The 22721-nt window shown below is 70.0% G+C and carries 23 protein-coding genes; 14 read left to right on the plus strand and 9 right to left on the minus strand.

Translation table 11 applies throughout. From position 1 onward, the window contains the following. Positions 1 to 38 precede the first annotated feature (38 nt). The 3 genes from IM787_RS21785 to IM787_RS15175 all read left to right on the plus strand — a co-directional run bounded on the left by IM787_RS21785 (position 39) and on the right by IM787_RS15175 (position 5987). Positions 39 to 1955: a PAS domain-containing hybrid sensor histidine kinase/response regulator gene (locus IM787_RS21785; protein WP_193677515.1), complete on the plus strand. Its 1917-nt coding sequence runs from the start codon at positions 39 to 41 to the stop codon at positions 1953 to 1955. A 14-nt stretch (positions 1956 to 1969) separates the two neighbouring features. Next, positions 1970 to 3673 (plus strand): M14 family zinc carboxypeptidase, encoded by a 1704-nt coding sequence (locus IM787_RS15170; protein ID WP_193677516.1) that lies wholly within the window; start codon positions 1970 to 1972, stop codon positions 3671 to 3673. A 130-nt stretch (positions 3674 to 3803) separates the two neighbouring features. Continuing rightward, the gene (locus IM787_RS15175; protein WP_193677517.1) at positions 3804 to 5987 is read left to right on the plus strand and encodes a PAS domain S-box protein; all 2184 of its coding nucleotides are present in this window, start codon (positions 3804 to 3806) and stop codon (positions 5985 to 5987) included. A gap of 141 nt (positions 5988 to 6128) precedes the next feature. Here IM787_RS15175 and IM787_RS15180 read toward each other — a convergent pair whose 3' ends face one another. Beyond that, positions 6129 to 7067, minus strand: a complete 939-nt coding sequence (locus tag IM787_RS15180) for a M14 family metallopeptidase (protein WP_193677518.1) — start codon at positions 7065 to 7067, stop codon at positions 6129 to 6131. Between the two features lie 83 nt (positions 7068 to 7150). Between IM787_RS15180 and IM787_RS15185 the strand changes: the two genes are divergently transcribed. From IM787_RS15185 to IM787_RS15195, 3 genes are all read left to right on the plus strand, one after another. Further along, positions 7151 to 7552 (plus strand): GFA family protein, encoded by a 402-nt coding sequence (locus IM787_RS15185; RefSeq protein WP_193677519.1) that lies wholly within the window; start codon positions 7151 to 7153, stop codon positions 7550 to 7552. Positions 7553 to 7673: 121 nt separating this feature from the next. Continuing rightward, positions 7674 to 8189, plus strand: coding sequence for a DinB family protein (locus tag IM787_RS15190; RefSeq protein WP_193677520.1), 516 nt, complete (start codon positions 7674 to 7676; stop codon positions 8187 to 8189). 39 nt (positions 8190 to 8228) lie between these two features. Next, positions 8229 to 8855 (plus strand): DJ-1/PfpI family protein, encoded by a 627-nt coding sequence (locus tag IM787_RS15195; protein ID WP_193677521.1) that lies wholly within the window; start codon positions 8229 to 8231, stop codon positions 8853 to 8855. A 152-nt stretch (positions 8856 to 9007) separates the two neighbouring features. Here the strand turns inward: IM787_RS15195 and IM787_RS15200 are convergent, their stop codons facing one another. Further along, on the minus strand, positions 9008 to 10645 hold the full coding sequence (locus IM787_RS15200; RefSeq protein ID WP_193677522.1) for a serine hydrolase: 1638 nt from the start codon (positions 10643 to 10645) through the stop codon (positions 9008 to 9010). 319 nt (positions 10646 to 10964) lie between these two features. Here IM787_RS15200 and IM787_RS15205 point away from each other — a divergent pair, with 319 nt between their 5' ends. The 6 genes from IM787_RS15205 to IM787_RS15230 all read left to right on the plus strand — a co-directional run bounded on the left by IM787_RS15205 (position 10965) and on the right by IM787_RS15230 (position 16774). Then, entirely contained in the window at positions 10965 to 11771 is an 807-nt protein-coding gene (locus IM787_RS15205; protein ID WP_193677523.1) for a reverse transcriptase family protein, read from the plus strand. A 5-nt stretch (positions 11772 to 11776) separates the two neighbouring features. Continuing rightward, entirely contained in the window at positions 11777 to 11980 is a 204-nt protein-coding gene (locus tag IM787_RS15210) for a hypothetical protein (RefSeq protein ID WP_193677524.1), read from the plus strand. Between the two features lie 157 nt (positions 11981 to 12137). Continuing rightward, positions 12138 to 13085: a fatty acid desaturase gene (locus tag IM787_RS15215; RefSeq protein ID WP_193677525.1), complete on the plus strand. Its 948-nt coding sequence runs from the start codon at positions 12138 to 12140 to the stop codon at positions 13083 to 13085. Further along, a complete protein-coding gene (locus IM787_RS15220; protein ID WP_193677526.1) occupies positions 13072 to 13926 on the plus strand; it encodes a fatty acid desaturase in 855 nt (284 codons plus the stop codon). Before IM787_RS15215 ends, IM787_RS15220 begins: the two co-directional genes overlap by 14 nt. Then, a complete protein-coding gene (locus IM787_RS15225) occupies positions 13923 to 15857 on the plus strand; it encodes an iron-containing redox enzyme family protein (protein ID WP_193677527.1) in 1935 nt (644 codons plus the stop codon). Before IM787_RS15220 ends, IM787_RS15225 begins: the two co-directional genes overlap by 4 nt. Further along, a complete protein-coding gene (locus IM787_RS15230) occupies positions 15854 to 16774 on the plus strand; it encodes a DUF6999 family protein (protein WP_193677528.1) in 921 nt (306 codons plus the stop codon). The genes IM787_RS15225 and IM787_RS15230 overlap by 4 nt, the downstream gene beginning before the upstream one ends. 15 nt (positions 16775 to 16789) lie before the next feature. Here IM787_RS15230 and IM787_RS15235 read toward each other — a convergent pair whose 3' ends face one another. Together IM787_RS15235 and IM787_RS15240 are read right to left on the minus strand one after the other, a co-directional pair. Continuing rightward, the gene (locus IM787_RS15235) at positions 16790 to 17425 is read right to left on the minus strand and encodes a hypothetical protein (protein WP_193677529.1); all 636 of its coding nucleotides are present in this window, start codon (positions 17423 to 17425) and stop codon (positions 16790 to 16792) included. 59 nt (positions 17426 to 17484) lie between these two features. Further along, on the minus strand, positions 17485 to 18042 hold the full coding sequence (locus IM787_RS15240; RefSeq protein WP_193677530.1) for a TlpA family protein disulfide reductase: 558 nt from the start codon (positions 18040 to 18042) through the stop codon (positions 17485 to 17487). A 169-nt stretch (positions 18043 to 18211) separates the two neighbouring features. Between IM787_RS15240 and IM787_RS15245 the strand changes: the two genes are divergently transcribed. Then, positions 18212 to 18415, plus strand: coding sequence for a hypothetical protein (locus tag IM787_RS15245; protein ID WP_193677531.1), 204 nt, complete (start codon positions 18212 to 18214; stop codon positions 18413 to 18415). Between the two features lie 11 nt (positions 18416 to 18426). On the opposite strand, the gene IM787_RS15250 is transcribed toward IM787_RS15245, so the two are convergent. The 3 genes from IM787_RS15250 to IM787_RS15260 all read right to left on the minus strand — a co-directional run bounded on the left by IM787_RS15250 (position 18427) and on the right by IM787_RS15260 (position 19983). Continuing rightward, a complete protein-coding gene (locus tag IM787_RS15250) occupies positions 18427 to 18936 on the minus strand; it encodes a DUF1439 domain-containing protein (protein WP_193677532.1) in 510 nt (169 codons plus the stop codon). An 89-nt stretch (positions 18937 to 19025) separates the two neighbouring features. Then, a complete protein-coding gene (locus tag IM787_RS15255) occupies positions 19026 to 19295 on the minus strand; it encodes a hypothetical protein (protein WP_193677533.1) in 270 nt (89 codons plus the stop codon). A gap of 49 nt (positions 19296 to 19344) precedes the next feature. After that, on the minus strand, positions 19345 to 19983 hold the full coding sequence (locus IM787_RS15260) for a cysteine hydrolase family protein (RefSeq protein WP_193677534.1): 639 nt from the start codon (positions 19981 to 19983) through the stop codon (positions 19345 to 19347). A 101-nt stretch (positions 19984 to 20084) separates the two neighbouring features. Between IM787_RS15260 and IM787_RS15265 the strand changes: the two genes are divergently transcribed. After that, positions 20085 to 21110, plus strand: a complete 1026-nt coding sequence (locus IM787_RS15265; protein WP_193677535.1) for a GlxA family transcriptional regulator — start codon at positions 20085 to 20087, stop codon at positions 21108 to 21110. On the opposite strand, the gene IM787_RS15270 is transcribed toward IM787_RS15265, so the two are convergent. Next, positions 21080 to 21940 (minus strand): NmrA family NAD(P)-binding protein, encoded by an 861-nt coding sequence (locus IM787_RS15270; RefSeq protein WP_193677536.1) that lies wholly within the window; start codon positions 21938 to 21940, stop codon positions 21080 to 21082. The genes IM787_RS15265 and IM787_RS15270 overlap by 31 nt on opposite strands. A 69-nt stretch (positions 21941 to 22009) precedes the next feature. Further along, positions 22010 to 22693 carry a helix-turn-helix transcriptional regulator gene (locus IM787_RS15275; protein WP_193677537.1) on the minus strand — a complete coding sequence of 228 codons (684 nt, stop codon included), beginning with the start codon at positions 22691 to 22693 and terminating at the stop codon, positions 22010 to 22012. Positions 22694 to 22721 lie beyond the last annotated feature (28 nt).

Raw genomic sequence — 22721 nt, forward strand, 5'->3', positions numbered from 1 at the left:
GCAATGAAGAGCTTGACACCCGTGGGCACAATCGGCGGGTGAGCACGCCCACCGCACCTGCATCCGGAATTCCGGCAGACCAACGCTTCCAGACCCTTTTCGAGCAGGCGCCCTTCAGCGCCCAGTTGCTCTCCGTCGACGGCCGCACGCTGCGGGTCAACCGGGCGTGGCAGGACCTTTGGGGAGCGCACGACGGCGACCCGCTGCTGGAATTCGTGCTCTCCGGCTACGACATGCTGGCCGACCCGCAACTCGAGGCGAAGGGCGTGACGCCCTACCTGCGGCGGGCTTTCGCGGGAGAAGCCGTGCGCATCCCGGCGATCCGCTACGACCCCGCCGAGCTCGGCAAGCCGGGCCTCGCGCGCTGGGTGCAGGCCACGGCCCGGCCCATCAAGGCGGAGGACGGGCGGGTCGCCGAAGTGCTGTTGATCCACGAGGACGTCACCGAGCGTCTCCAGGCGGAGCGGGAACTGCGGGAGAGCGAGGCGCAGTTCCGGACGATCGCCGATGCCATGCCGCAGATGGTCTGGTCCACGCTGCCGGACGGGTACACGGATTATTTCAACGAGCAGACCTACGAGTTCACCGGCCTGCCGGCCGGGTCCATCGACGGGGAACGATGGGCGGACATCCTGCACCCGGACGATCGCGAGGAAGCCTGGCGGAAATGGCGGCACAGCCTGGAGACCGGTGCGCCGTACGAAGTCGAGTACCGCCTGCGCCACCGCTCCGGGGAGTACCGGTGGGTGCTCGGGCGTGCCCTGGCCGTGCGCGACGGGCAGGGCGCCGTCATCCGCTGGATGGGCACCTGCACCGACATCCACGAGCAGAAACGCGCGCGGGACGAACTGCTCGCGAGCAACCGGCGCAAGGACGACTTCCTGGCCATGCTGGCCCACGAACTGCGCAATCCGCTGGCGCCGATCAGCACCGCGGCGCACCTGTTGAAGGCGGCATCCTCGGATCCCGCCAAGGTGCAACGCTCCGCGGACATCATCGAGCGCCAGGTGCGGCACATGACGGAGCTGGTCGACGACCTGCTGGACGTGTCGCGCGTGACGCGCGGACTCGTGGAACTCGATCGGCAGCCGGTGGAGATGAAGACCGTGCTGGCGCATGCGATCGAACAGGTGAGGCCGCTGGTGGAAGCCCGCGGGCACGAACTGACGACGCGCATGCCCGCGGGGGACGTGCACGTGCTGGGCGACCGGCCGCGCCTGGTGCAGGTGGTGTCGAACCTGCTGAACAACGCCGCGAAGTACACACCGCCGAACGGGGCCCTCTCCGTGGCCATGGCCGTGGGGGAGGACGTGGAGATCCGGGTGGCGGACAACGGCATGGGCATCGAGCCCGACCTGCTGCCGCACGTCTTTGATCTCTTCACGCAGGGGGCGCGCACGCCGGACCGGGCACAAGGCGGCCTGGGCCTCGGCCTCGCACTCGTGAAGAGCCTGGTGGAGTTGCACGGCGGCCGGGTGGTGGCGGAGAGCGCGGGAAGCGGCCAGGGCGCCGCGTTCACCGTCACGCTGCCGCTGTTGAAGAAGGGAGACCTGCAGGCGCAGGCTGCCACGCCGGCGATCCCGCTGCCTCGTGCCACGCACCAGTTGCGGATCCTGGTGGTGGACGACAACCAGGACGCCGCCGACACGCTGGGCCTGCTGCTGGAAACGCTGGGCCACGAGGTGCACGTGGCGCACGATTCCGCTCGCGCCCTGGAAGCCGCGGAGGCGAGCCGCTTCGATGCCTTCGTGCTGGACATCGGCTTGCCGGGCATGGACGGCTTCACCCTGGCGCGGGAACTTCGGGCCAGCGTGTCCGGTGCCGCCGCGACCTTCATCGCCCTGACCGGCTATGGCGGCGTGGATGACCGGCACCGCGGGCAGGAGGCCGGCTTCGACCACTACCTGGTCAAGCCGGCCGAGGCGGCCGAACTGGCGGCGCTGCTGCGGCGCTAGGAACAGGACCCCGCATGACCGCAACCCATTTCGCCCATCCCACGCCGTTCGAACGCGGCAACGGCAACCAGACCGCGACCTGGGCCGAATGCATCGCCTTCTATGCGCGGCTGGCGGAGCAATTTCCAAGCGTGCTGCGCTGGTGGCAGATCGGCGTCGCCGACGGCGGGCTGCCGATCCACGCCGGCCTGGTCACGGCCGACGGCGTGTTCGATCGCCACACCCTGCGGGAGCAGCGGCGCCCGGTGTTCTTCAACAACAACGGCATCCATCCCGGCGAACCGGAAGGCATCGACGCCTGCATGGCCCTGGTGCGCGACTTCTGCGTCGAGCCCGCGCGACGGGCAGCGCTCGGTCGCACGGTGTTCCTCTTCATCCCGGTCTACAACGTCGACGGCTGCGTGAACCGGCAGTCCACCTCGCGGGTGAACCAGTTGGGCCCCGAATCGTTCGGCTTTCGCGGCAACGCCCGGCACCTCGACCTGAACCGCGACTTCGTCAAGTGCGACAGCCTGGCGGCCCAGGCCTTCAACCGCTTTTTCACCGACTGGGACCCGGACGTCATGGTGGACACGCACACGTCCAACGGTGCCGACTACGCCTACACCATGACCCTGATCCCCACCCAGCCGGACAAGCTGGGTGGCGGCCTGGGTGAGTTCCTTCGCGAGCAGATGCTGCCGGCGATCTACGGCGACATGGAGCGGCGCGGCTGGCCGACCTGTCCTTACGTCAACCTGCTGAAGGAGACACCGGACGACGGCATCGAGGACTTTCTCGACGTGCCGCGCTTCTCGACCGGTTATGCCGCCCTGCACCACACGATCGGCTTCATGCCCGAGACCCACATGCTCAAGCCCTTCGCCGACCGCTTGGCGGCCACGCGCACGCTGGTCGAGGTGGTGCTGGCGTTCAGCGTGGCGCACGGGGAACGCATCCAGGCGCTGCGGCGCGACGCGCGGGAAGACGCCAGGCGCCGCACGCAGTGGCCGGTGCGCTGGCGCAACGACCACGATCGTCCAGCGCGCCTTCGCTTCCGGGGCTATGCGGCCGTGCGCACGCCCAGCCGCCTGGGCAACTATGAAAGGCTGGCCTACGACAGGAACCAGCCGTGGGAGAAGGACATCCTTCACTACGACCGCTGCCTCGCGGAGCCTGCGGTGACGGTGCCCAAGGCCTACCTCGTGCCGCAGGCCTGGCGCGAGGTGATCGAACGGCTGGAGTGGAACGGCGTCGCGCTGCAGCGGCTGGACGCGGACCGCGTGTTCGATGCGGCCCGCGTGTACCGGGTGGTGGAGGTCGGAACGCGCCCCGCCGCCTATGAAGGCCGGATGTTCCATGACCGGGTGGAGTTCAGCACCCACGCGGAGAGCATCCAGGCGCGCGCCGGCGATGTGCTGGTGCCGCTGGACCAGCCCGGTGCCCGCTACGCTGTCGAGACGCTGGAGCCCGAGGCGCACGACAGCTTCTTCCGCTGGGGCTTCTTCAACAGCGTGCTGGAGAGGAAGCAGGCTTCCGTCTCGGCCTACGCCTTCGAGGACACGGCCTTGCAGATGCTGGAGGACGAGCCGGCGCTGCGGCAGCAGTTTGAAGAGTGGAAGGCCGCCCATCCCGAGCAGTTGTCCAGCCAGGAAGCGGTGCATTGGTTCCTGTTCACGCACGGTCGGCGACATGCGGAGCCGGAGTGGCGGCGCTACCCCGTGGTGGGGCTGATGTAGGTTCGCGCCAGCTCGTCGCATCGGCGGAGGAGACTGTAGAGCCAGGCCTGGCGGCGTGCGGCCTGCAACCCACCGCAGGCAAGAGGGCCCTGCTAGCATGGCCTGGTCACCCCTTGCAAGGCTCCGTGCAGTGAACCCACCTCCCGGCTCCGACACTGCCGCCTCGGACTTCCGCGCCTTCGCCGACCACGCGGCGGTGATCATGTGGATCACCGATGCCACGGGCCACTGCATCGCGTTGAACAACAAGTGGTACGCCTTCACGGGCCAGGCGCCGGGCGAAGGGGAGGGCATCGGCTGGACGAACGCCGTGCACGAAGCGGATCGCCTTGCCGCCAAGACCACTTTCCTGGCAGCCAGCGCGGCCAAGGTGGGCTATCAGGCCGAGTATCGCCTGCGTCGACACGACGGCGCCTACCGTTGGGTCATCGACTTCGCCGAGCCCCGCTTCGGCGAGGGGGGAGAATACGCCGGCTACATCGGCTCCGTCATCGACATCACGGAGCGCAAGGAAGCCGAGGAAGCCCTGAGGGCCGCGAACGCGAGGCTGCAACGCGCGCAAGCCGCTGCAAAGCTCGGCACCTTCGAATGGGACATGCGCAGCAACCGGCTGGAGTGGTCCGAGGGCATCTATCCGTTGCTCGGACTGGAACCTTTCAGCCGCGCGCCGAGCATGGACCTCGTGATGAAGTGCGTCCCCGAAGGCGACCGGGAAGGGCTCTCTCGCGTCATGGCGCGGATCACGTCGACGGTCGGCGAGTTCGACGTCGAGTTCCGCGTCGTCGGTGCCGACGGAAAGGAGCGATGGATCGCGACGATCGCGGAGGTCCAGGCGGGGGCGGATGGTCGGCCGGCGATCATGCGCGGCGTCGACATCGACGTGACCGAACGCCGGCGCAACCGGCAGGCGCTCGCGGAGAGCAACGCGCATCTCACGGCGGCTTTCGAGCAGACGGCGGCCGGCATGTGCGAAGTCGACCCGACAGGACGCATCCTGCGCGTCAACCAGCGTTACTGCGAGGTGGTGGGGCGGCCGGCCGAGGAGCTGCTTCGGCTGCGGATGCAGGACATCACGCACGCGGAGGACCTGGCAGCGAACCTGGCGCTCTTCGGGAAAGTCGTCGAAACCGGGGAGGCCTTCCAGATCGAGAAGCGCTACCTCCGTCCGGACGGGACCACCGTCTGGGTGAACAACACGGTGAGCCGGATCGTGCTTCCGGGCGAAACCGACGCAGAGAAGCGCATCAGCGTGCTCGCCGTGGTGGTGGACATCACGGCCGGCAAGGCCGCCGAGAACGCACTGCGCCTGGCGGACAGGCGCAAGGACGAGTTCCTGGCGATGCTGGCGCACGAGCTTCGCAATCCGCTCGCGCCCATCGGTGCGGCGGCAGCGATCCTCAAGCTGGCGAGGGGCGATGAAGCCCGGACCTTGCGCGCTTGCGACATCATTTCCCGCCAGGTGAAGCACATGACGGGACTGGTGGACGACCTGCTCGATGTGTCCCGCGTGACGCGCGGACTGGTGCGCCTGGAAAGGAAAAGCGTCGACGTGAAGCGCGTGGTGTCCGAGGCACTGGAACAGGCACGGCCGCTCATCGAGCAGCGCCAGCATCGCTTGTTCGTGCAAACGTCGCCGTCGCCCGCGTTCGTCGAAGGAGACCACAACCGCCTGGTGCAGGTCGTCGGCAACCTGCTCCACAACGCCGCCAAGTTCACGCCCGAGCGCGGCCGCATCACCTTGGCGACGGACGTCGACGAAGGGTTCGTGAAGATCTCGGTGGAGGACGACGGCGTCGGCATGACCCCCGAGATGATCGCGAGCGCCTTCGAACTGTTTTCGCAGGCCGAGCGCACGCTCGATCGCTCGCAAGGGGGTCTCGGCATCGGCCTCGCCCTGGTCAGGAGCCTGGTCGACATGCACGGGGGCCGGGTGTCCGCCGAAAGTGAAGGGACGGACCGGGGCAGCCGCTTCGAGGTCTGCCTGCCGCTCACCGCCCCGCCAGAAGAAGCTCACGGCACGACCCATCCGCTGGATCGGAGCGAAGGCAAGCGTCTGACGGTCCTGGTGGTCGACGACAACGTCGACGCTGCGCAGACCCTGGCCATGCTGATCGAGGCCATGGGCCATGACGTGCACGTGCTGCACGATCCACGCGGGGCCCTGCAGCGGGCAGAAGAGGTGCGCCCCGACCTGTGCCTGCTGGATATCGGCCTTCCCTACATCGACGGCATACGCCTCGCCCGGATGTTTCGCGAATCGCCTGCCTTCGGCGCCTTGCGCCTGCCTTCGGCGCCTTGCGCCTGGCGGCGGTGACCGGCTACGGACAGGACGTGGACCGCGAACGCGCGCTCGCCGCGGGATTCGACAGCTTCTTCGTGAAGCCGTTGGATGAAGCCGCGCTGGCCGGCCTGTTGAACGGCTGAGAAGGCGCGGCGACGATCCCTGCCGCGGGACTCAGGCCAGCGGACGCGTCAGGTAGACCAGCTCCCGGCCAACGATGGCCTGCCGCGTCGGCATGAAGATCGTGCAGCCATCGCACGGCGAGCGGATCTCCCGCTCCCCGTCGGTGGCGATCAGCTCGCCACGCGCGAACACTTCCATGCCGACCATCGGCCGCGCGAACTGCACCCGGCCATCGCGCACGACTTCCGTCGACAGCAGCTCGTAGCGTCGCGCAGGGGCGGGCGTCGCCCAGGCCGGGTCGGGTTCGACCAGCCCGAAGTGCGCGAGGAAGCGCAACGTGACTTCGACCGCGACCTCGCCGGTCGCGCGCAGGAAGTGCTGCCCGCATTCCGCCACCAGCGCCACGGCGTCCGAGTGGGCATCGCCATGGCGGCCATGCTGGATGACGGGCGTGCCCGTGCCCAGGCCGTTCGGCATCACGAGGTGGATGGCCGGCACGCCGATGGCGGCGGCGGCGCGGGCATTGCGCTCGAAGGTCGGGTACACCCAGAAGGGTTCGACCTCCTGCGAAGTCGAATGCAGGTCGAGGATGTGGTCCGCCGCGGCCAGCGCCGGCCGGAGTTCGCGCGCGCGGCGCAGCTCCGGGCTCTGCTCCCCGCCCTCCAGCCACTCCGGCGACCAGATGCGGTTCATGTTGTGCACCAGCTGCCGGCTGGCGAACGGGTCGTCCGTGGAGAAGGACTCGTAGGCCTCAACGTTCGCGAAGCTGACCGTGAGCACGCCGCGCACCGGCCGCACCTCGCGGTCCAGCAGGTGCGTCGCGGCGACCATGCCGCAGAACTCGTTGCCGTGCGTCAGCGCGTTGACCAGCACGTGCGGTCCGGGCCGGCCGGAGTCGAAGCGGTGCACGTAGGGGATGCCGGTGTTGCCGGCCTGGTAGGGGGTCAGGTCGCGCGGCAGGAGTTCGAGCGTGGGGGCGGTTTCCGTCATGTGGGCCAGGTGGTTGCGGGCGATAGTGTGCGGCAGTTTCGCGGCGCTAACATGGCAGCGCACGTACCCTGAAGGAGTTGTCCATGGACCCGAAGCGCGTAGGCGGCTGCCTCTGCGGCGCGGTTCGCTATGAAGTCGAAGGCGCCGTCACGCACGAGACGCTATGTCACTGCACCTTCTGCCGCCGTGCCAGCGCCGCGCCGGTGGTGGCCTGGTTCTCCGTGCCACCCGGAGCCTTTCGCCTGACGCAGGGCAGCCTGAAGAACTTCCAGTCGTCACCGGGGGTGGTGCGAAGCTTCTGTGCCGACTGCGGCACGCCCATCACCTACCAGCGCGACGGGCTTGGCGAACTGGATGTCACGACGTGCAGCCTCGACGACCCCGAATCGACGCCGCCGCGCGACCACACGTTCACGCGGAGTGCACTCGCCTGGGCCCCCGTCGACGACGGCTTGCCGCGCCATGCCACGCTGAGGGAGCCTTAGGCGCGTCGGCTGGGATCGCTCCGCGCGCAGGCCCGCGCCGGAGGAAAGCCAACCTCGGGAGCGGAGTGACGCGGGGGGCACGACCGCGTACGATGGCCGGACTCACTTCGATGGTGCTGCCATGCGCTCCGATTCGGACCCTCTCCAGAAGTTGCTTCGGTATTCGGCCTGGGCGAACGACACGATCTATCGATCGCTGGCTGGCGTGGACCCGGGCATCCTCGTGCAAGCAAGGCCGGGTCGGCCATCGGGCGCGCTCGGGGTCCTTGGCCACATCCATGTGGTGGGCCGGATCTGGAAAGGGCATCTCACGGGCGAGGCGCATGGTTTCCGCTCCAGGAACTTCGAGTCGCTGCCCTCGTTCTCCGAGTTGAGAGAGCTCCAGCTGTCGCTCGACGGTTGGTATACGGAGTTCGCAAGCGCGTTGCCTGTCGGCCAGCGCACCGTACCCATCGACTTCCAGTTCGTCGATGGAGGCTCGGGCACGATGACGGCCGAGGAGATGCTGTTGCACGTGGTCAACCACGGCACGTATCACAGGGGATATGTCGCCGACATGATGTACGAAGCCGGGCTGAAGCCGCCGACCATGGACCTCCCGGTGTTTCTCCGGGACGCGTGGCGCGCCGCGGCCTGACCGGATGCGCCTGGATCCTTTGCTCTGCTGGGAGTCGCGATGAAGTTCGGAATCCTGCTTTTCCCCGCCGTCGAGGAACTCGACTTCGTCGGACCGTGGGAGATGCTGACCATGTGGAAGCAGGTGGCGGGTGGGCCCGAGACTTGCCTGTTGGTGGCCCAGACGGACGCGCCCATCGCCTGCGCGAAGGGGATGAGCGTCAACCCGCACGTCTCGTTCGACACCTGTCCCGCACTCGACGTGCTGCTGGTCCCCGGCGGGCAAGGTACGCGAACCGAAGTGGACAACGCCGTCCTGGTCGATTTCATCGCGAAGCAGGCAGCGGGCTGCGAGGCGGTGCTCTCCGTCTGCACGGGCGCGTTCCTGCTGCACGCCGCCGGGATCCTGCAGGGCAAGAAGGCTACGACGCATTGGGGGTCCCTCGATCGGTTGACGGCCCTCGGCGACGTCCAAGTGGTGCAGGAGCGATATGTTCGCGACGGAAAGGTGTGGTCATCGGCCGGCGTCTCGGCCGGCATCGACCTGATGCTCGCCTTCATTGCGGCAAGCGCGGGCGACGATGTCGCGGGAAAGGTGCAGTTCTCTTCCGAGTACTACCCGTCCGCGAAGACCTACGGCACGTATACATCGCATGAGAAGGCACCGCTCTATATCCGAGGCACCTGACCAGCCCCACGATGGTCACGCTGCGCCACCGGCACCGTCCCCCCATCGGCGCGCAACGTCTTCGCTGACAGCGGTGTCCCGCGCGATCCCGGCCACGAACTCCAGCGCGGCCTCCGTCTCCAACGCGCAAGTCAGAGCGGGGCGGCCGCCGGTCAGTCCACCCGCACCGCCTTCACCGCGCCCCCCTGGAACAGCGTCAGCCCACGCACCTCGCCACTCGGCAGCCGCTCGAACTGCACCTCGGCCTGCACGACGTCCCAGGCGAAGCGATCGGGCTGGCCCGCCACCGGGTAGACCAGCATGCGGTCCTGGTCGGTGAGCTGCACCGAGAGCTGTCCGCCGTCGGCGCGCACATGCAGCTCGAAGCGGGGCGCGCGGTAGCGGCCGACATAGACCTGCAGGTCGGCCTGCGGCAGCAGGGCCGCGGCAGGCAGGGGGTCGCCCGTGCGGCGGGCCGGGCGCTCCTCCCCGCGGATCACCCAGTGCAGCGCCGTCACGCGGCCGTCGGTGCGCTCGAACACCGCCTTGGCGCGCGTGCCGTAATTGAAGCGGTCCGGGCCGGACGGCGTGAGGGCGACATACGGCGCCCCGGTGCTGCGCAGGTAGAGCCGCCCGTCCTGGGCGACCACGGTGAACGCGTTGTGGCGCGTTTCGCGGAACACGCCCTGGTAATCGGCCAGACGCTCGGGGGGAAGCTCGAAGCGGGCGTCGTCGACGGGATAGCGCCCCACCAGCATGTCGTTGGCGATGCGCCAGACGGCGGACTGCGCGTTGCTCGCGAGGAGCACCACCACTTCCTGCGTGTCCTGCGCGATCGTCAGCACCGACCGGAAGGCGCCGGTGCCGCCGGTGTGGCCATACGTGCGCCGCGCGGGCGGGCCGTTGACGAACAGCCCGTAGCCGACCTGGCCGTCGAGCCGAGCGAGCGGGGTGACCAGGCGCTCCGCCGCCGCGCCCAGGGGACCCTGGCGTCCCGCGAGGATCGCGCGGCCCAAGACCAACAGGTCTTCCGCGGTCGAACGCAGCGCGCCGGCGCCGGCGAAGGCCTGCATGTCCCAGCGCGGGGCCGGCCCGGTGCCGTCGAAACCCGGCGCGAGGCGCGAGGCGTGGGGGCCGAGGTCCTGGATCGTGTTCGCCATGCCCAGCGGCTGCGTGATGCGCTCGCGCACCAGCTCCGCCCACGGTTTGCCGTGGCGCTCGGCCAGGAGCTCGCCGAGCACCGCGAAGCCGAGGTTGCTGTACGACCCATCGCAAGGCGCACGGCTCGCCAGGGCGAGCTGGCCCAGCATCTTCCAGAGGCGTGCCCGGTCGTACGTGCGATAAGGGTCGCGACGGAGGTAACCCCCCTCGCGGAAGTCCGGCGGCAGGCGGGGGAGGCATGACGTGTGCGTCACCAGCTGGCCCAGCGTGATCGCCGCGGTGTCGGGGTGGCTGAACGCCACCTTGTCCTGGAGCACGCGGCCCAGGGTATCGTCCAGCGAGAGCACACCGGCCTCGACCTCCTGCGCGAGCAGCAGCCCCGTGAAGACCTTGCTGATGGAGCCGATCTCGAACAGCGTGGCCTGCGGCCCCGTGGCGACCGGGGAGGCGATGCCGCTGGCCGCGCCGGCGTAGGTGGCGCGTCCGTCCCGCCATGCACCTGCCACCGCCATGCCGGGTTGCGGGCCGAGCGCGTCGCGGGCCAGCACTTCGACCGGCGTCGACAAGGGCACCACGGCCGGTTGCGCCCAGGCCCCCGCGGCGACCGCCAGGGCGAGGGCAATGGACAGGAGGGGCGGCTGGAGGTTCACGGCGCGAGTATCGCGCCAGCGGCGCCGCGCCGCATCCATCGCATAATCGCGGCGGCTCCGGCGCTTCAAGCATGACCGATACCGGAAGGCATCGGGCTGTGGGGTATCCCCATGGCATCCCTTCGAAGCTGGCATCACGCCGCGTGATGGCCATTTGCGCGTTGCGCAAGACGCATCACACCCGACCCGCTGGTTGGGGCGCCGGAGCCACCCCGCATGACGCGCCTTCGCTACCGCCACTGGATCGCCACCGGACTCGCTTCCGCGCGTGCGGCGCCTGCTGCTGCGACCGGCACGCATGGGGCGGCCCCCTTTCGCATTGGAGACCTTGCGCCTGCCGCGCTGGGACACCGCTGCGGACCTGGCCGCGTGGCTGGACGTTCCCTTGGACAGGCTGCAGTGGTGGACGAGCCCGGCACAGGACTTCCGCGCGATGCAGGCCGATCGGCCAACCAGTGCGCACTACCATCCGCTGCTCAAGGCCAAGCGCTCGGGCGGGCTGCGGCTGATCGAGGTTCCCAAGCCCGCCTTGAAGCGCGCGCAGCAGAAGCTGCTGTCCGGCCTGCTGGAGGCTGTGCCCGTCCATGAGCATGCCCACGGCTTCGTTCGCGGCCGCAGCGCGATCAGCCACGCGCGCGGGCATGCCGGCCATGCCGTGGTCCTGGCCTTCGACTTGCGGGATTTCTTCCACAGCATCGGCGTCGCGCGCATCCGTGCGCTCTGGCGGACGCTGGGCTACGCCGAAGGCGTCGCCGACGCGCTGGCGCGATTGACGACGACGCGCACGCCCCTCGCGGTCCGTGAACGGCTCGTCGACGACGGCGGCATCGACTGGAAGGGCGCCAGGCGCCTCGCCTCCCGCCACCTGCCGCAGGGCGCGCCGACCTCCCCCGCGCTGGCCAACCTGTGCGCGTTCGGGCTGGACCTGCGGCTGGAGGGACTGGCCTGGCGGTTCGGCGCGCACTACAGCCGCTACGCCGACGACATCGTCTTCTCCGGACCGCGCGAGCTGCGATCGCGCGGCCGCGCGCTGCAATCCTGGGTCGAGGCCATCGTGCAGGCCGAGGGCTTCAGGCTGCATCCCGGCAAGACGCGGCGGATGCCCGCCCACCACGGCAGCAGGTGACCGGGATGGTGGTGAACGAGCGGCCCAACCTGGCACGGGACGCCTACGACCGGCTGCGGGCGCGATTGCATGCCTGCGCCGCGAGCGGCTGCGACGCCGCGACCTGGACGCGGTTGCAAGGTCAGGTCGGCTGGGCGTGTCAACTCGTCGTGGCGTCGCGGGCGGAGAAGCTGCAACGCATGCTGGCGGCGGTGCCGGTCCGGCGCTGATCCCCTGCGCCATCCGCCGCTCCCCGGCGGCCGCGGGTCCGCGGGACGCTGGTGGTTGCGGCGCAACATGCCTGCGCAGTCGGGTGCTGCACGCACGGCGCGCCAGCGGCCGCGCGGTATCGGTGCGCTACGATGCCACCAAACAGATGGGGACGGAATGGTCTGGGCACGCTTCTTCGTGCATCTGGCGCTGCTGGCGGCAAGCCTGGCCTGGCTGTCCCTGGCGGGCTCGCTGGCCCCGCAACTGCTGTTCAACGCGGCGCTCCTCTCGCTGGCCATCGTGCAGCTTGGCTTCCTGGCGCACGACGCATCCCACCGGCAGATCGTGCGGAGCGCACGCGGCTCGCGGCGCCTCGGCTTCCTGCTCTGGAACGTGCTGTGCGGCATCAGCGTGTCGTGGTGGGAGGACAAGCATCGCCGCCACCACCGCCATCCGCATGTGCTGGAAGCCGACCCCGACCTCTATGACGTGTTCGTCTTCCTGCCCGCGGCGCTCGCAGGTCGCCCGGCGTGGCGCCGCCGGGTCGCGCGCTGGCAGGCCTGGCTGTTCCTGCCGCTGGTGGCCTGCACCGCGGCCTATTTCCAGGGGCTGAGCTTGCTGCATGTCGTGCGGGCGCGGCCGCGCGGCTGGGTCGCGGAGCTCTCGGCGCTGGTCCTGCGGCACGGCGTGCTCTTCGGCCTGGCGCTGCATGCGCTCGGTCCCACCGGAGCAGCCGCCTTCCTGCTGCTCCACCACGGCCTGACGGGTCTCTACCTCGGCGGGGTCTTCGCCTGCAACCACTACGGCCTGCCGGTGCTGCCGCCAGGCACCGACCTGCGCGAACCGGAACGGACGCTGGCGGTCACGCGCAACGTGCGCACCGGCCGCGTCGGCGACTACCTGTTCGGCGGGCTGAACTACCAGATCGAGCACCACCTGCAGCCGGCCCTGCCGCAGCATGCCCTGCGCGCTGCCGCGGCCCGCACGCGCGCGTGGTGCCGGGCCGAAGGCCGCACCTACCACGAGACCGGCTGGTGGGACGCCATGCGGGCGGTGTTCGCGGGCCTGCACGCGGCGGGGCAGGGGACCGCACTGGAGGCACGGAGGCCGCATGCTGCGCCATAGCGCCGACCGCAGGACGCTGCTGTACATGGCCGCCGCCACCGGCGTGCTCTTCGCGCAGTGGACGGCCGACCGCTTCCACCCGCTGCTGTTCGCCGCGTCGCTGGTGCTGGCGTTCGCCGTGAGCGTCATGCACCACAACCACCAGCACCTGCCGCTGTGGCGCAGGGCGTGGCTCAACCATGCCACCGACCTGTGGTTCACGCTGTTCCAGGGACATCCCGGCTTCGCCTTCGACCCGGCGCATGTCGGCGACCACCACGCGCACCGGAACGCGGAGCGGGACACCACGCGCACGTGGCGCTGGGGTGACGGCAACGACTTGCCGGGCTTCATCGCGCACCCGGTGCTGTTCGCCTGTGCGGTGGGTCCGCTGCTCGGGCGGCATGTCGCGCAGCTCTCGCGGACCGATCGCCGCCGCCTCGCGGTGGTGGCGCTGCACTATGCCGTTCTCGTCGGCGCCGTGGCCTTGGCGCTTCGGGCCGACTGGCAGCGCGCCGTGTTGTTCGTGTTGGTCCCGCAGGCCGCGGCCCTGTTCTTCCTGCTCGCCGCCAACTACCTGCAGCATGCGCATGCGGACGACCTTTCGCGCTGGAACCATTCGCGCAACTTCCTCGGCTGGGTCAACCCCCTGTTCTTCAACGTCGGCCTGCACACGGCGCACCACGAGCACGGCGACGCGCACTGGAGCGATCTGCCGCGGCTGCATGCGCAGCTCGCGCCCCGCCTCGATCCCCGCCTGGTCGAGCCGAGCCTCTTCGCCTACGGCCTGCGCGTGTTCGTGGCAGGCACCTTCGTCCCCGCGCTCCGCTCCCGGTCCCTGCGAGGCCGCACCGTTTCATGAACGCCCCCACCGAACGTTTTTCCGTCTTCCCCACGCGCTACCGGCGCGTGCACCTGGTGGGCTCCGGCCTGTTCATGCCGGGGCTGCCCGTGCCGAACGCCGAGATCGACCGCTACGTCGCGCCGCTGAACCGCCACTCGGAGCGCATCAAGCGCCGCGTGCTCGCGGACAACGGCATCGAGACGCGCCACTACGCCATCGACGAGGCGGGCAACTCCCTGCATTCGTCCTCGGACCTGGCGGCGCGCGCGGTGCAGGACTGCCTGCGCGCGGCCGGCGCCAAGCTGGAGGACGTGGGCATGCTGTGCACCGGCTCCTCCGGCGGCGACACCGGCATGCCCGGCTTCGCCAGCATGCTGCAGGGCGAACTCGGCGCCCGGCCGATGGAGATCAGCAGCCACCAGGGCATCTGCGGCGCCGGCATCTCGGCGCTGGTGCATGCCGCTTCCGCCATCGAACTGGGCACCCACGCGCGGGCGCTGGTCGCCACCAGCGAGTTCCCGTCGCGCCTGTTCAAGCGCTCGCGCTTCGTCCCGTCGGGCTACGACACCGACTTCGACGCGCACTTCCTGCGCTGGATGCTGTCGGATGGCGCAGGTGCCTGGCTGCTCGCGGACCAGCCGGCGGCCACCGGCTTGTCGCTGCGGCTGGACTGGGTCAGCTCGCGCTCCTTCGCCGGCGACCTGCCCGTGTGCATGCAGGTGGGCTTCGCGCATGACAAGGCCGGCAAGTCGTACCTGGACTATCCCTCGCTGGCGGAGGCGGAGCGCGACGGCGCCTTCCTGCTGCGGCAGGACACCCGCCTGCTGCCCCAGCTGTTCGACCTGGGCATCCACGAGTACGCGAACCTGGTGCGCGCCGGCTGCTTCGACCCGGCGCGCGTCGACCACTTCCTCTGCCACTATTCGTCCGAGAAGTTCGCCGGCGTGATCGAGGACCTGATGGAACGCGCCGGCCTGCGCCTGCCGCGCGAGCGCTGGTACAGCAACCTGCGCCGCCGCGGCAACACCGGCGCCGCCTCCATCTTCATCATGCTGGCCGACTTCCTGCGCGAGAAGACGCTGCAGGTGGGGCAGGAGGTGCTGTGCTTCGTGCCGGAGTCCGGCCGGTTCACGGTGTCCTTCCTCAAGTTCACGGTGGTGCAGGCGGGGAGCGCGCCCGCCCGGGCGGAGCCGGCTCGCCCGCCGCAAGTGCAGGTCGGGGATGCCGGCTCGGACGAGGGCGCCGACGTGCCGCCGCCGCACCTGCCGTTGCCGGGGCAGGACGGCCGGGTGGCGCACGTGCTGCGTGAACTGGCCGGCGTGTGGCACGAGTTCCGCTCGGACTTCTGGCGCACCCCGCTCGTGCGCCGCATCGTGCAGGGCCGCATGTCGCGCGACGACCACCTGGCCTGGATGGCCTGCTGGATCCCGCAGGTGCGCGAAGGCAGCCTGTGGATGCGCGAGGCGGTGCGCAACACGGGCGCGCCCTACGAAGAACTGGTTCGGCTCATCTCCGCGCATGCCGACGACGAGCAGCACGACTTCCGCATCCTGTTCGACGACTACCGCGCGGCCGGCGGTACGGCGGAGCGCATCGAAGACCTGCGCCGCAACCCCGGCGGCGACGCGCTCAACAGCTACATGCATGCGGCCGCGGCGCAGCCCAATCCGATCGGGCTGCTGGGCGGCATCTACATCATCGAGGGCACCGGCCAGCGCATCATCCCTTCGCTGCTGCCGCGCCTGCGGCGGCAACTGCAACTGCCGGAATCGTCCTATCGGTTCCTGCGCTACCACGGAGAGAACGACGTGCAACACCTGGCCCGGTGGATGGATGCGGTGACGCATGTGATCTCGCAGGACCCGACGGGCGACGCCGGCGAGCGCATCGTCGCCACCGCCCGTGACGTGGCGGCCCTCTACGTGATGCAGGCGAGGCACGTCCTGTGAAGAAGCAGCCCAAGTTCCTCGACGGCGCGCACGACCCGCGCGACCCGAACCCCTGGATGGCCGTCTGGCTGGACCGCAGCATCCCGATCGACGACACCGTCAAGCGCGCGTGGCTGGAAGACAGCAGCTCCGCGTCGCGCCAGTTCCTGCTGCCGGTGGTGCGGCCGCTCGCGCGCGCGGCGATCGTGCTGATCCAGCTGGTCAAGATCTTCCTGCCCAAGACGCTGACTTCGTCGCGCGTGCTGCACTGGCTGCTGTCCGAAAGCCTGAAGACCTTCGTCACGCCGAACGCCAACTGGCTGATCCTGCGCCACTTCCACCTGGGCGCGGAGATCCTGGCCTTCCTGGGGCGCAACATCCAGGGGGTGACGATCCCGCCGCTCGAGAACATGCGCATGCGCAACCTCGAGGACCTGAAGGAGGACGCCTTCCTGCGGCACGACCTCAACGTCTTCAACTTCCTGATCTACCTGAACCAGCAGCTGCGCGACCAGGGCCGCGACATCGTCCCGGCGGCGCAGCTGGATTTCAGCGACGTCACGGACGGCGACCTTCCCATCGAGCCGATGCCGGACCGCTGGTGCAACAAGGTCGACCTGCAGACCGCCATCGAGCTCTACACGCCGGTGTACCAGCTGTTCCTGACCGACAACGACTTCTGGCGCGCCACGCATTCGCTTCAGCTCGACGAAACCATCGCCATCTACGCCGCGCGCGTGCTGAACGATCCGCTGCCGGCGATGCTGGTGAACAACCGCCACCCGATGATTCCGCTGTCGACGCTGCGCTCCGGTGCGCGCCTGGTGCTCCATGGCCTGTCCGTGGAGATGCTGCACGCCTACCTGGTGTTGAAGAAGCGGGAGCAGGCGCGCGGCGCGCTTGCGGGCGCGCCGCCGGCCGCGCCCGCGGTGGGTTGAAGCGGAACCGGCCGGTCACCCCGCGTCGTTGCCGTCCAGGGAGCGGCGCATGGCGGCCAGGCTCTTCTTCAGGATGGACCCGGTGGCGCCCGACATGGGCAGGTTGCCGATCTCCAGGGCCCGCGCGGCGTAGCTCGCCGTCGCCAGGCAGTTCTTCAGCTCGTGGCACTCCGCCGCGCCGAGGACACCGGCGCTGAGGTCGTCGGCGTCCCGCTCCTTGCTGAAGGCGGCGACGGCGACCGCGATCGCATTGTCCAGGCAACGATTGAGGGTGGAGAACTCGTGCACCCGGATGGAGGCATCCATTTCGATGGCGACTTCGGTGATGACCTGGCAGAGGTCCCCGTAGTCGTGCACCACCTGGTCGACGGTGTAGCCGAGGATCGACAGCTGCCGGCCATGCTCGCTGGCACCAGACCCGATCTCCGACAGTTCGGAGTGCTCACCGCCGGGGCCCCCGGAAAGGCGAAGGCTTTCGAGGGCCCGCCCACCCTGGTCGGCCAGCAGCGTCTGGTGCAGTTGGCGCAGGAAAAGCGGGATGCCGTTGCGCAACTGGTCCGGCGTGGCGTCCCGATGCGGCCGCAGCGCCACCATGGCCGCACATCGCACGATCAATTCATCACGATGCTCGGAAACGAAGTCGGACAGCATGGCGACCTCCTGGCGGTCTGTCTGCAGCGCGGGAGTCGACGCGGAGATCAGTCAGGCGCTCACCAGCTTACTGCAAAGCGCACGGCTGAGTGGCTAGGGCAGGGTGGGCACCAGGTCGCCCAGAGGTTCACCACGACGGGCTTGCCCGTGAATCGATCCAGGGAGGTGACTGTCCCGTCGAGACGGAAGACGGCGATGGCTGGCAGGTCCAGGCGCGGCTGGTCCAGCAGCGTCCCGCCAACCGTGGCTGCGACCCAGACCGTCGTGGAAGTGCCGATGGCCGTGGCCAGCGGCAGCACCGCCTGGCGTCGGCGGATCGCGAGTCCGCCCGCCAGAAGAACGGCCGCGAGGAGTCCCACCTCCGGCGCCCACCCTCCATCCCGGATGTCGAGGATCGAGAGCGGCGCGTCGAGGTACGCGGTTCCGTATCGCGCCACGAAGCCGAGGCGCGCTGCGGCGACGCCGGCCGCCAGCAGGAGGTACAGCACCGGCGCGATCTCCACGCCACGACGCCGTGCCAGCGTGGACGCCGCCACCCAGCCGGTCCACACCGCCAGGAACGTGACCAGCACGCCGATCTGGAGGGCGAACGGTCCGAGAACGATCGTGTGGGGCATCGGGTTCAGTCTTTTCCGGTCCGCCGCCCACGCCGCGTGCCCGCCTCGCGGGAATGCCAAGCGCCCGCCTGGCCCCCACGAGCGGGATTTCGACACGCTGCCGGCCGCCGGCCGGTAAGGGTGAGGTAAAGCGTGGTCAGTTCGGCCGGCGCCTGCCTAGAGTGCATGCATGGACACCCCCACCGCGCCGCCCGACAATGCCCGCGAGCTGCCGCTTCCCGGCACGCGCTCGGGCGAAGGCACGCAAACGCTCTGGCAGCACATGGCGCGCGACGAGCAGCAGAAGACGAGCAACCGCGGAGCGGGCCAGCGCGAAGCCCTGGCGTCGCAGCAGGCGGTCCATCCCGGACGCCGCGCCACCGACGGCAGGTAGCGCGCGGGGCATCACGGCCGCTGCTTCGGCACGAACTCGATGTCCAGACCGTCCTCCAGCACGATCAGGTTGCCCGGTTCGAAGCCCATGACGTCGGGCAGGGCGAGTTCGCGATCCGTGAAGCGGTGCAGGACCACGTCGCCGCGCATCCTGGACAGCAGGGCCCTCGTGGCGTTCTCGATGGCGTAGGTCGCATCCTGGCCCAGTCCGGGCACGTGCACGCGGTGAGCCTCCGGTTGATGTGCGCGGACCGTGCGGTCCGTGGGCTCGTAGCGCAGGGCGAAGAGCACGTCGACTTCGCCGGCCGCAGGGTCCCGGAGGGTTGGGGCCTTGGCCTCGAGCTGCAGCACGGCGCCGAGCTTGTTGCGCCTGGCGAGCAGGAGGAGGGCAGGGGCGCCGACCTCCAGCTCCACCCAGCCGGGCAGCGCGAAGCGCAGCGGAAAGCGGGCGGAAAGCGCTTCGAGGAGCTGCGAAGCCGGGATCTTGCGGCGCGGGAGCGTGGGCGCAGCCCGGGCGGCCAAGCTGGCCGCTGAGCATGCTGCAAGGGTGAGGACCAGGCGCCGGCGCATGTCCCATTCTGCGCCGGGGCAGCGCGCCCCGGCGACAGCCGCTAGCGCCGCGGCTGCTGCACAGCCAGTTTGGCGCTGGCCAGCTCAGGCTTGTCCATCCTTCGATCCACGTACGCGCGCCCGTGCTCGAGCGCCAGGTCGCTGTTCGTCCAGCGCCCGATGTTCACGCGATGGGACGCGGTCGGGCGGGTGGCGAAGCACACCCAACCTTCCGAGACGCCCAGGGACGAACGGAACCACGTGGTTTGAAGGGTCCAGCCGCGATGTTCGACATCGGCGCCTGGCGGGCAGGGAGGAAGATCTGTCGTCAAGCGGCGAGTCTAGCGGGGAACGGCCCGCGTGCCACAGTCCGCGCCCTCCTCAGTCGACCGGCAACCCCCGCCCGCGGCGGTTGGAGAACACCGGGTTGTCACGGCCCAGCGGTTGCCGCGCCTTCAATGCCTCGAGCCAGTTCGCGGTGGACGTCACGGCGGCGAAGTTGCTGTGGAAGACGACGCTGAAGACGCGGTGGATCTCTTCGGCGCTCGCCCGGCCGGCGGCATTGGCGTAGGGCAGGGCGCCGCTGGCGTCGTGCAGGTACTCCATCGCCAGGCCGCGGTGCAGGCCTTCGAAGAGGGTGGACGCCACGCAGTTGTGCGTCATGTAGCCGGTGACGGCCAGCGTGTCGATGTTGCGTGCCTGCAGCCACCCGGCGAAGTCCGTGCCCGTGAAGACGCTGGGAAAGGCCTTCGTGACGAGGTGGTCGCGCGGGCGGCGCGCGATCTCGTCGTGCAAGGCACCCGCGGGCGTGTCGGCCTGGAACACCGGTGCTCCCGCGGGCGCATGGTGCCGCACCACCACGACCGGGATGCCGGCCTGCGTCGCGGCGTCCATCGCGCGTGCCACGTTGGGCAGGGTCTGCGCGATCGGCGGATGCTCGATCGGCAAGCCGCCGCCGTCGAAGTACTCGTTCTGCACGTCGATCACGACGAGGGCTCTGCGGGGGGAAGCGGAAGACATGACTGGGTTCCTTTCGGGAGTGGAGGGTCAGGCCGGGATTCTTCGCTTACCGGCCCGATGCCGAAAGTGGCCCGAATGCCATGCTTCGATAGAATCGGGCCATGACCCACCCGGAGCCCGAGAACGTCGCCGTCGTCGCGTTCGACGGCATCAGTCCCTTCCACCTTTCGGTGCCCTGCCTGGTCTTCGGCGAAGACCGGCGGCCCGACGGCAGCCCACGTTTTCGCCTGCGCGTGTGTGCTTCCGAGGCCGGGCCGCTGCGTACCAACGCCGGCTTCGACCTGGTAACCCAGCGTGGCCTTGGTGCCCTTCGCACCGCCAGCATCGTGGTGGTGCCGTCCTGGCACGAGGACGGGCGCGCGGCCCCGCCCGCGCTGCTACGGGAACTGCGCGCCGCGCACCGCCGGGGCGCCCTGATTGTCGGCCTGTGCCTGGGCGCCTTCGTGCTGGCCGAAGCCGGGTTGCTCGACGGCCGGCCGGCCACCACGCACTGGCACCTGGTGCCGCGGTTTCGCGCGATGTATCCGTCGGTGCAGCTGCAGCCCGAGGTGCTCTACGTCGACGAGGGTGACGTCATTACCTCCGCGGGCACCGCTGCGGGCCTGGACTGCTGCCTGCACGTGCTGCGCAAACGCTACGGCGCGGAGGCAGCCAACCAGGCCGCGCGGCGCATGGTGGTCGCGCCCCATCGCCAGGGCGGCCAGGCCCAGTACATCGCAAACCCGGTACCGGAGCGGGCGGAGCGCGACCGGCTCGGCCCCGTGCTGGAGTGGATGTCGCGGCACCTCGCGCAGCCGCACGGCCTGGACGACCTGGCGGCGCGCGCGTTCATGAGCCGGCGCACCTTCACGCGCCAGTTCCGCGATTCGACCGGCACCACGGTGGTCGGCTGGCTGAAGGCGCAGCGGCTCGCCCTGGCGCAGCGCCTGCTGGAGGGGACGGAGTTGCCGATCGAGGAAGTCGCGGCCCGGGCGGGATTCGGCTCCAGCGCGTCGCTGCGCCAGCATTTCGCGCAGGCGCTCAGGACGTCGCCGCAGTCGTATCGGCGCGAGTTCTCGCACGAGCGGGCTTTTGCGCCACGGGCGGCGGCGTGGCGTCAGGACCGCGCCACGAGCTCGCGAACATAGGCGTCCAGCGTGATGCTCCCGCGGGTAGCCTCGTCGGGGACCTGCAGGTCGTCCAGGCTGGCGGCCGTCATCCGGGCATAGGACTCCGCGGCCGCTTCGGAAAAACCGAGTTGGCGGAACATCGCGCGCCACTGGTCGCGTGGAACGACGGAAACCTTGACGGGCCGGTGCAGCGCGCGCGAGAACGCGCCCGCCACGTCAGCGGCCGTGTAGCGTTCCGGACCTTCCACGTGCTGCGTGCCCACGTCGTCCAGCGGCGAGAGCAGCCGGCGCGCCGCCGCCGCGCCCAGGTCCTTGGGCGCGGCCATCGGGAGGCGTGCATCCGCCGGGTAGAGCGAGGTCAGTGTTCCGGACTCGCGCACCGCCGGCAATTGCGAATCCCAGTTGCTCATGTAGAACCCGGCGCGGTTGATGGCTGCCGGGATCGCCTGGCGGTGAAGGCCTTCTTCCAGTTCCCAAAGGACGGAGAGATCGCCGATCCGCTCGCCGGGACGCGCTCCGCCGGTGGAGGCGGCCACCACCTTCTCCAGGCCGGAACCCTCCAGGGCTCGCAGGATGCCTGCCACCGTGCGGCGTTCCACCACGTCGGTGTCGGTCCCGGGATCGGCGGGCGGGTTGAGAAGGAAGGCGCGGCGGCCCTGCCGGAACACGGTGCGCAGCGAATCGGGATCGTTCGCATCGGCCTGGGCGATGCGCGCCCGCGTGCCTTGCCAGCGACTTCGGGCGCGATCCGCATCGCGCGTGACGATCGTCACTTCATGACCGGCGGCCAGCAGCGACCCGGCGACCGCCGACCCGACGTGACCTGTGCCTCCCATGACAATGAACATTCGCTCGACTCCTTTCGTTGCGATGGAGCCAGCGTACGGCCGTCCTCCTGACAGTTCGTGTCAGGATCTTCAGAACTGCAGGCCCGGTTCCAGCCGCCGGTACGCGGCCAGGAGGCTGCGCCGCGACCGGGGAGGGCGCTCATCCAGCGGTTCGATGTCGCGGATGCGGTCGAGCCGGAAGTTGCGGAAGGCGCCGCGCCGTTCGCACCACGCAGCGAGGATCTCCGCGCCTTCGAACCAGCCCAGCGCGACCGGCCACACGCGCCGTTCGGTGCCATGCCCGTCCCGGTCGGAGTACCGGATGCGCAGCACCTGCTGCCGGGAGATCGCCCGGCGCAGGGCGCCGAGGGTTCCGGTGCGTTCGGGCGGCGGCGCCACGAGGAGCGGAACGTCAGCGCCCGCGGCGTCGTCGAAGGCGGCGGGCAGGACTGCGGCCAGCTTGGCGCGTGCCGACTCCGCGCCCCGTACCAGGGTGGCGTCGCCGCGCCGCATGACGAACCGCAAGCCGAGCAGGAGCGCAGCGGCCTCGTCCGCATCGAAAGCCAGCGGCGGCAGGAAGAAGCCCTCGCGCTGCACGTACCCGACCCCCGCGCTGCCCTCGATGCGGGCGCCCTGCAGGTTCAGGGCAGCGATGTCGCGGTAGATGGAACGCTCGCTCACCGCGAAGCGCTGCGCCAGCGCGGCGGCGGTCATCGCGCGACGGCGTCCGCTCAAGGTTTGCAGGATGGCGAGAAGCCGTTCGCTCCGGGTCATGCCGTGGTGGCCGATTCGGCGCTGGTCA

Source organism: Ramlibacter pallidus, from assembly GCF_015070875.1.
Lineage (GTDB): Bacteria > Pseudomonadota > Gammaproteobacteria > Burkholderiales > Burkholderiaceae_C > Ramlibacter > Ramlibacter pallidus.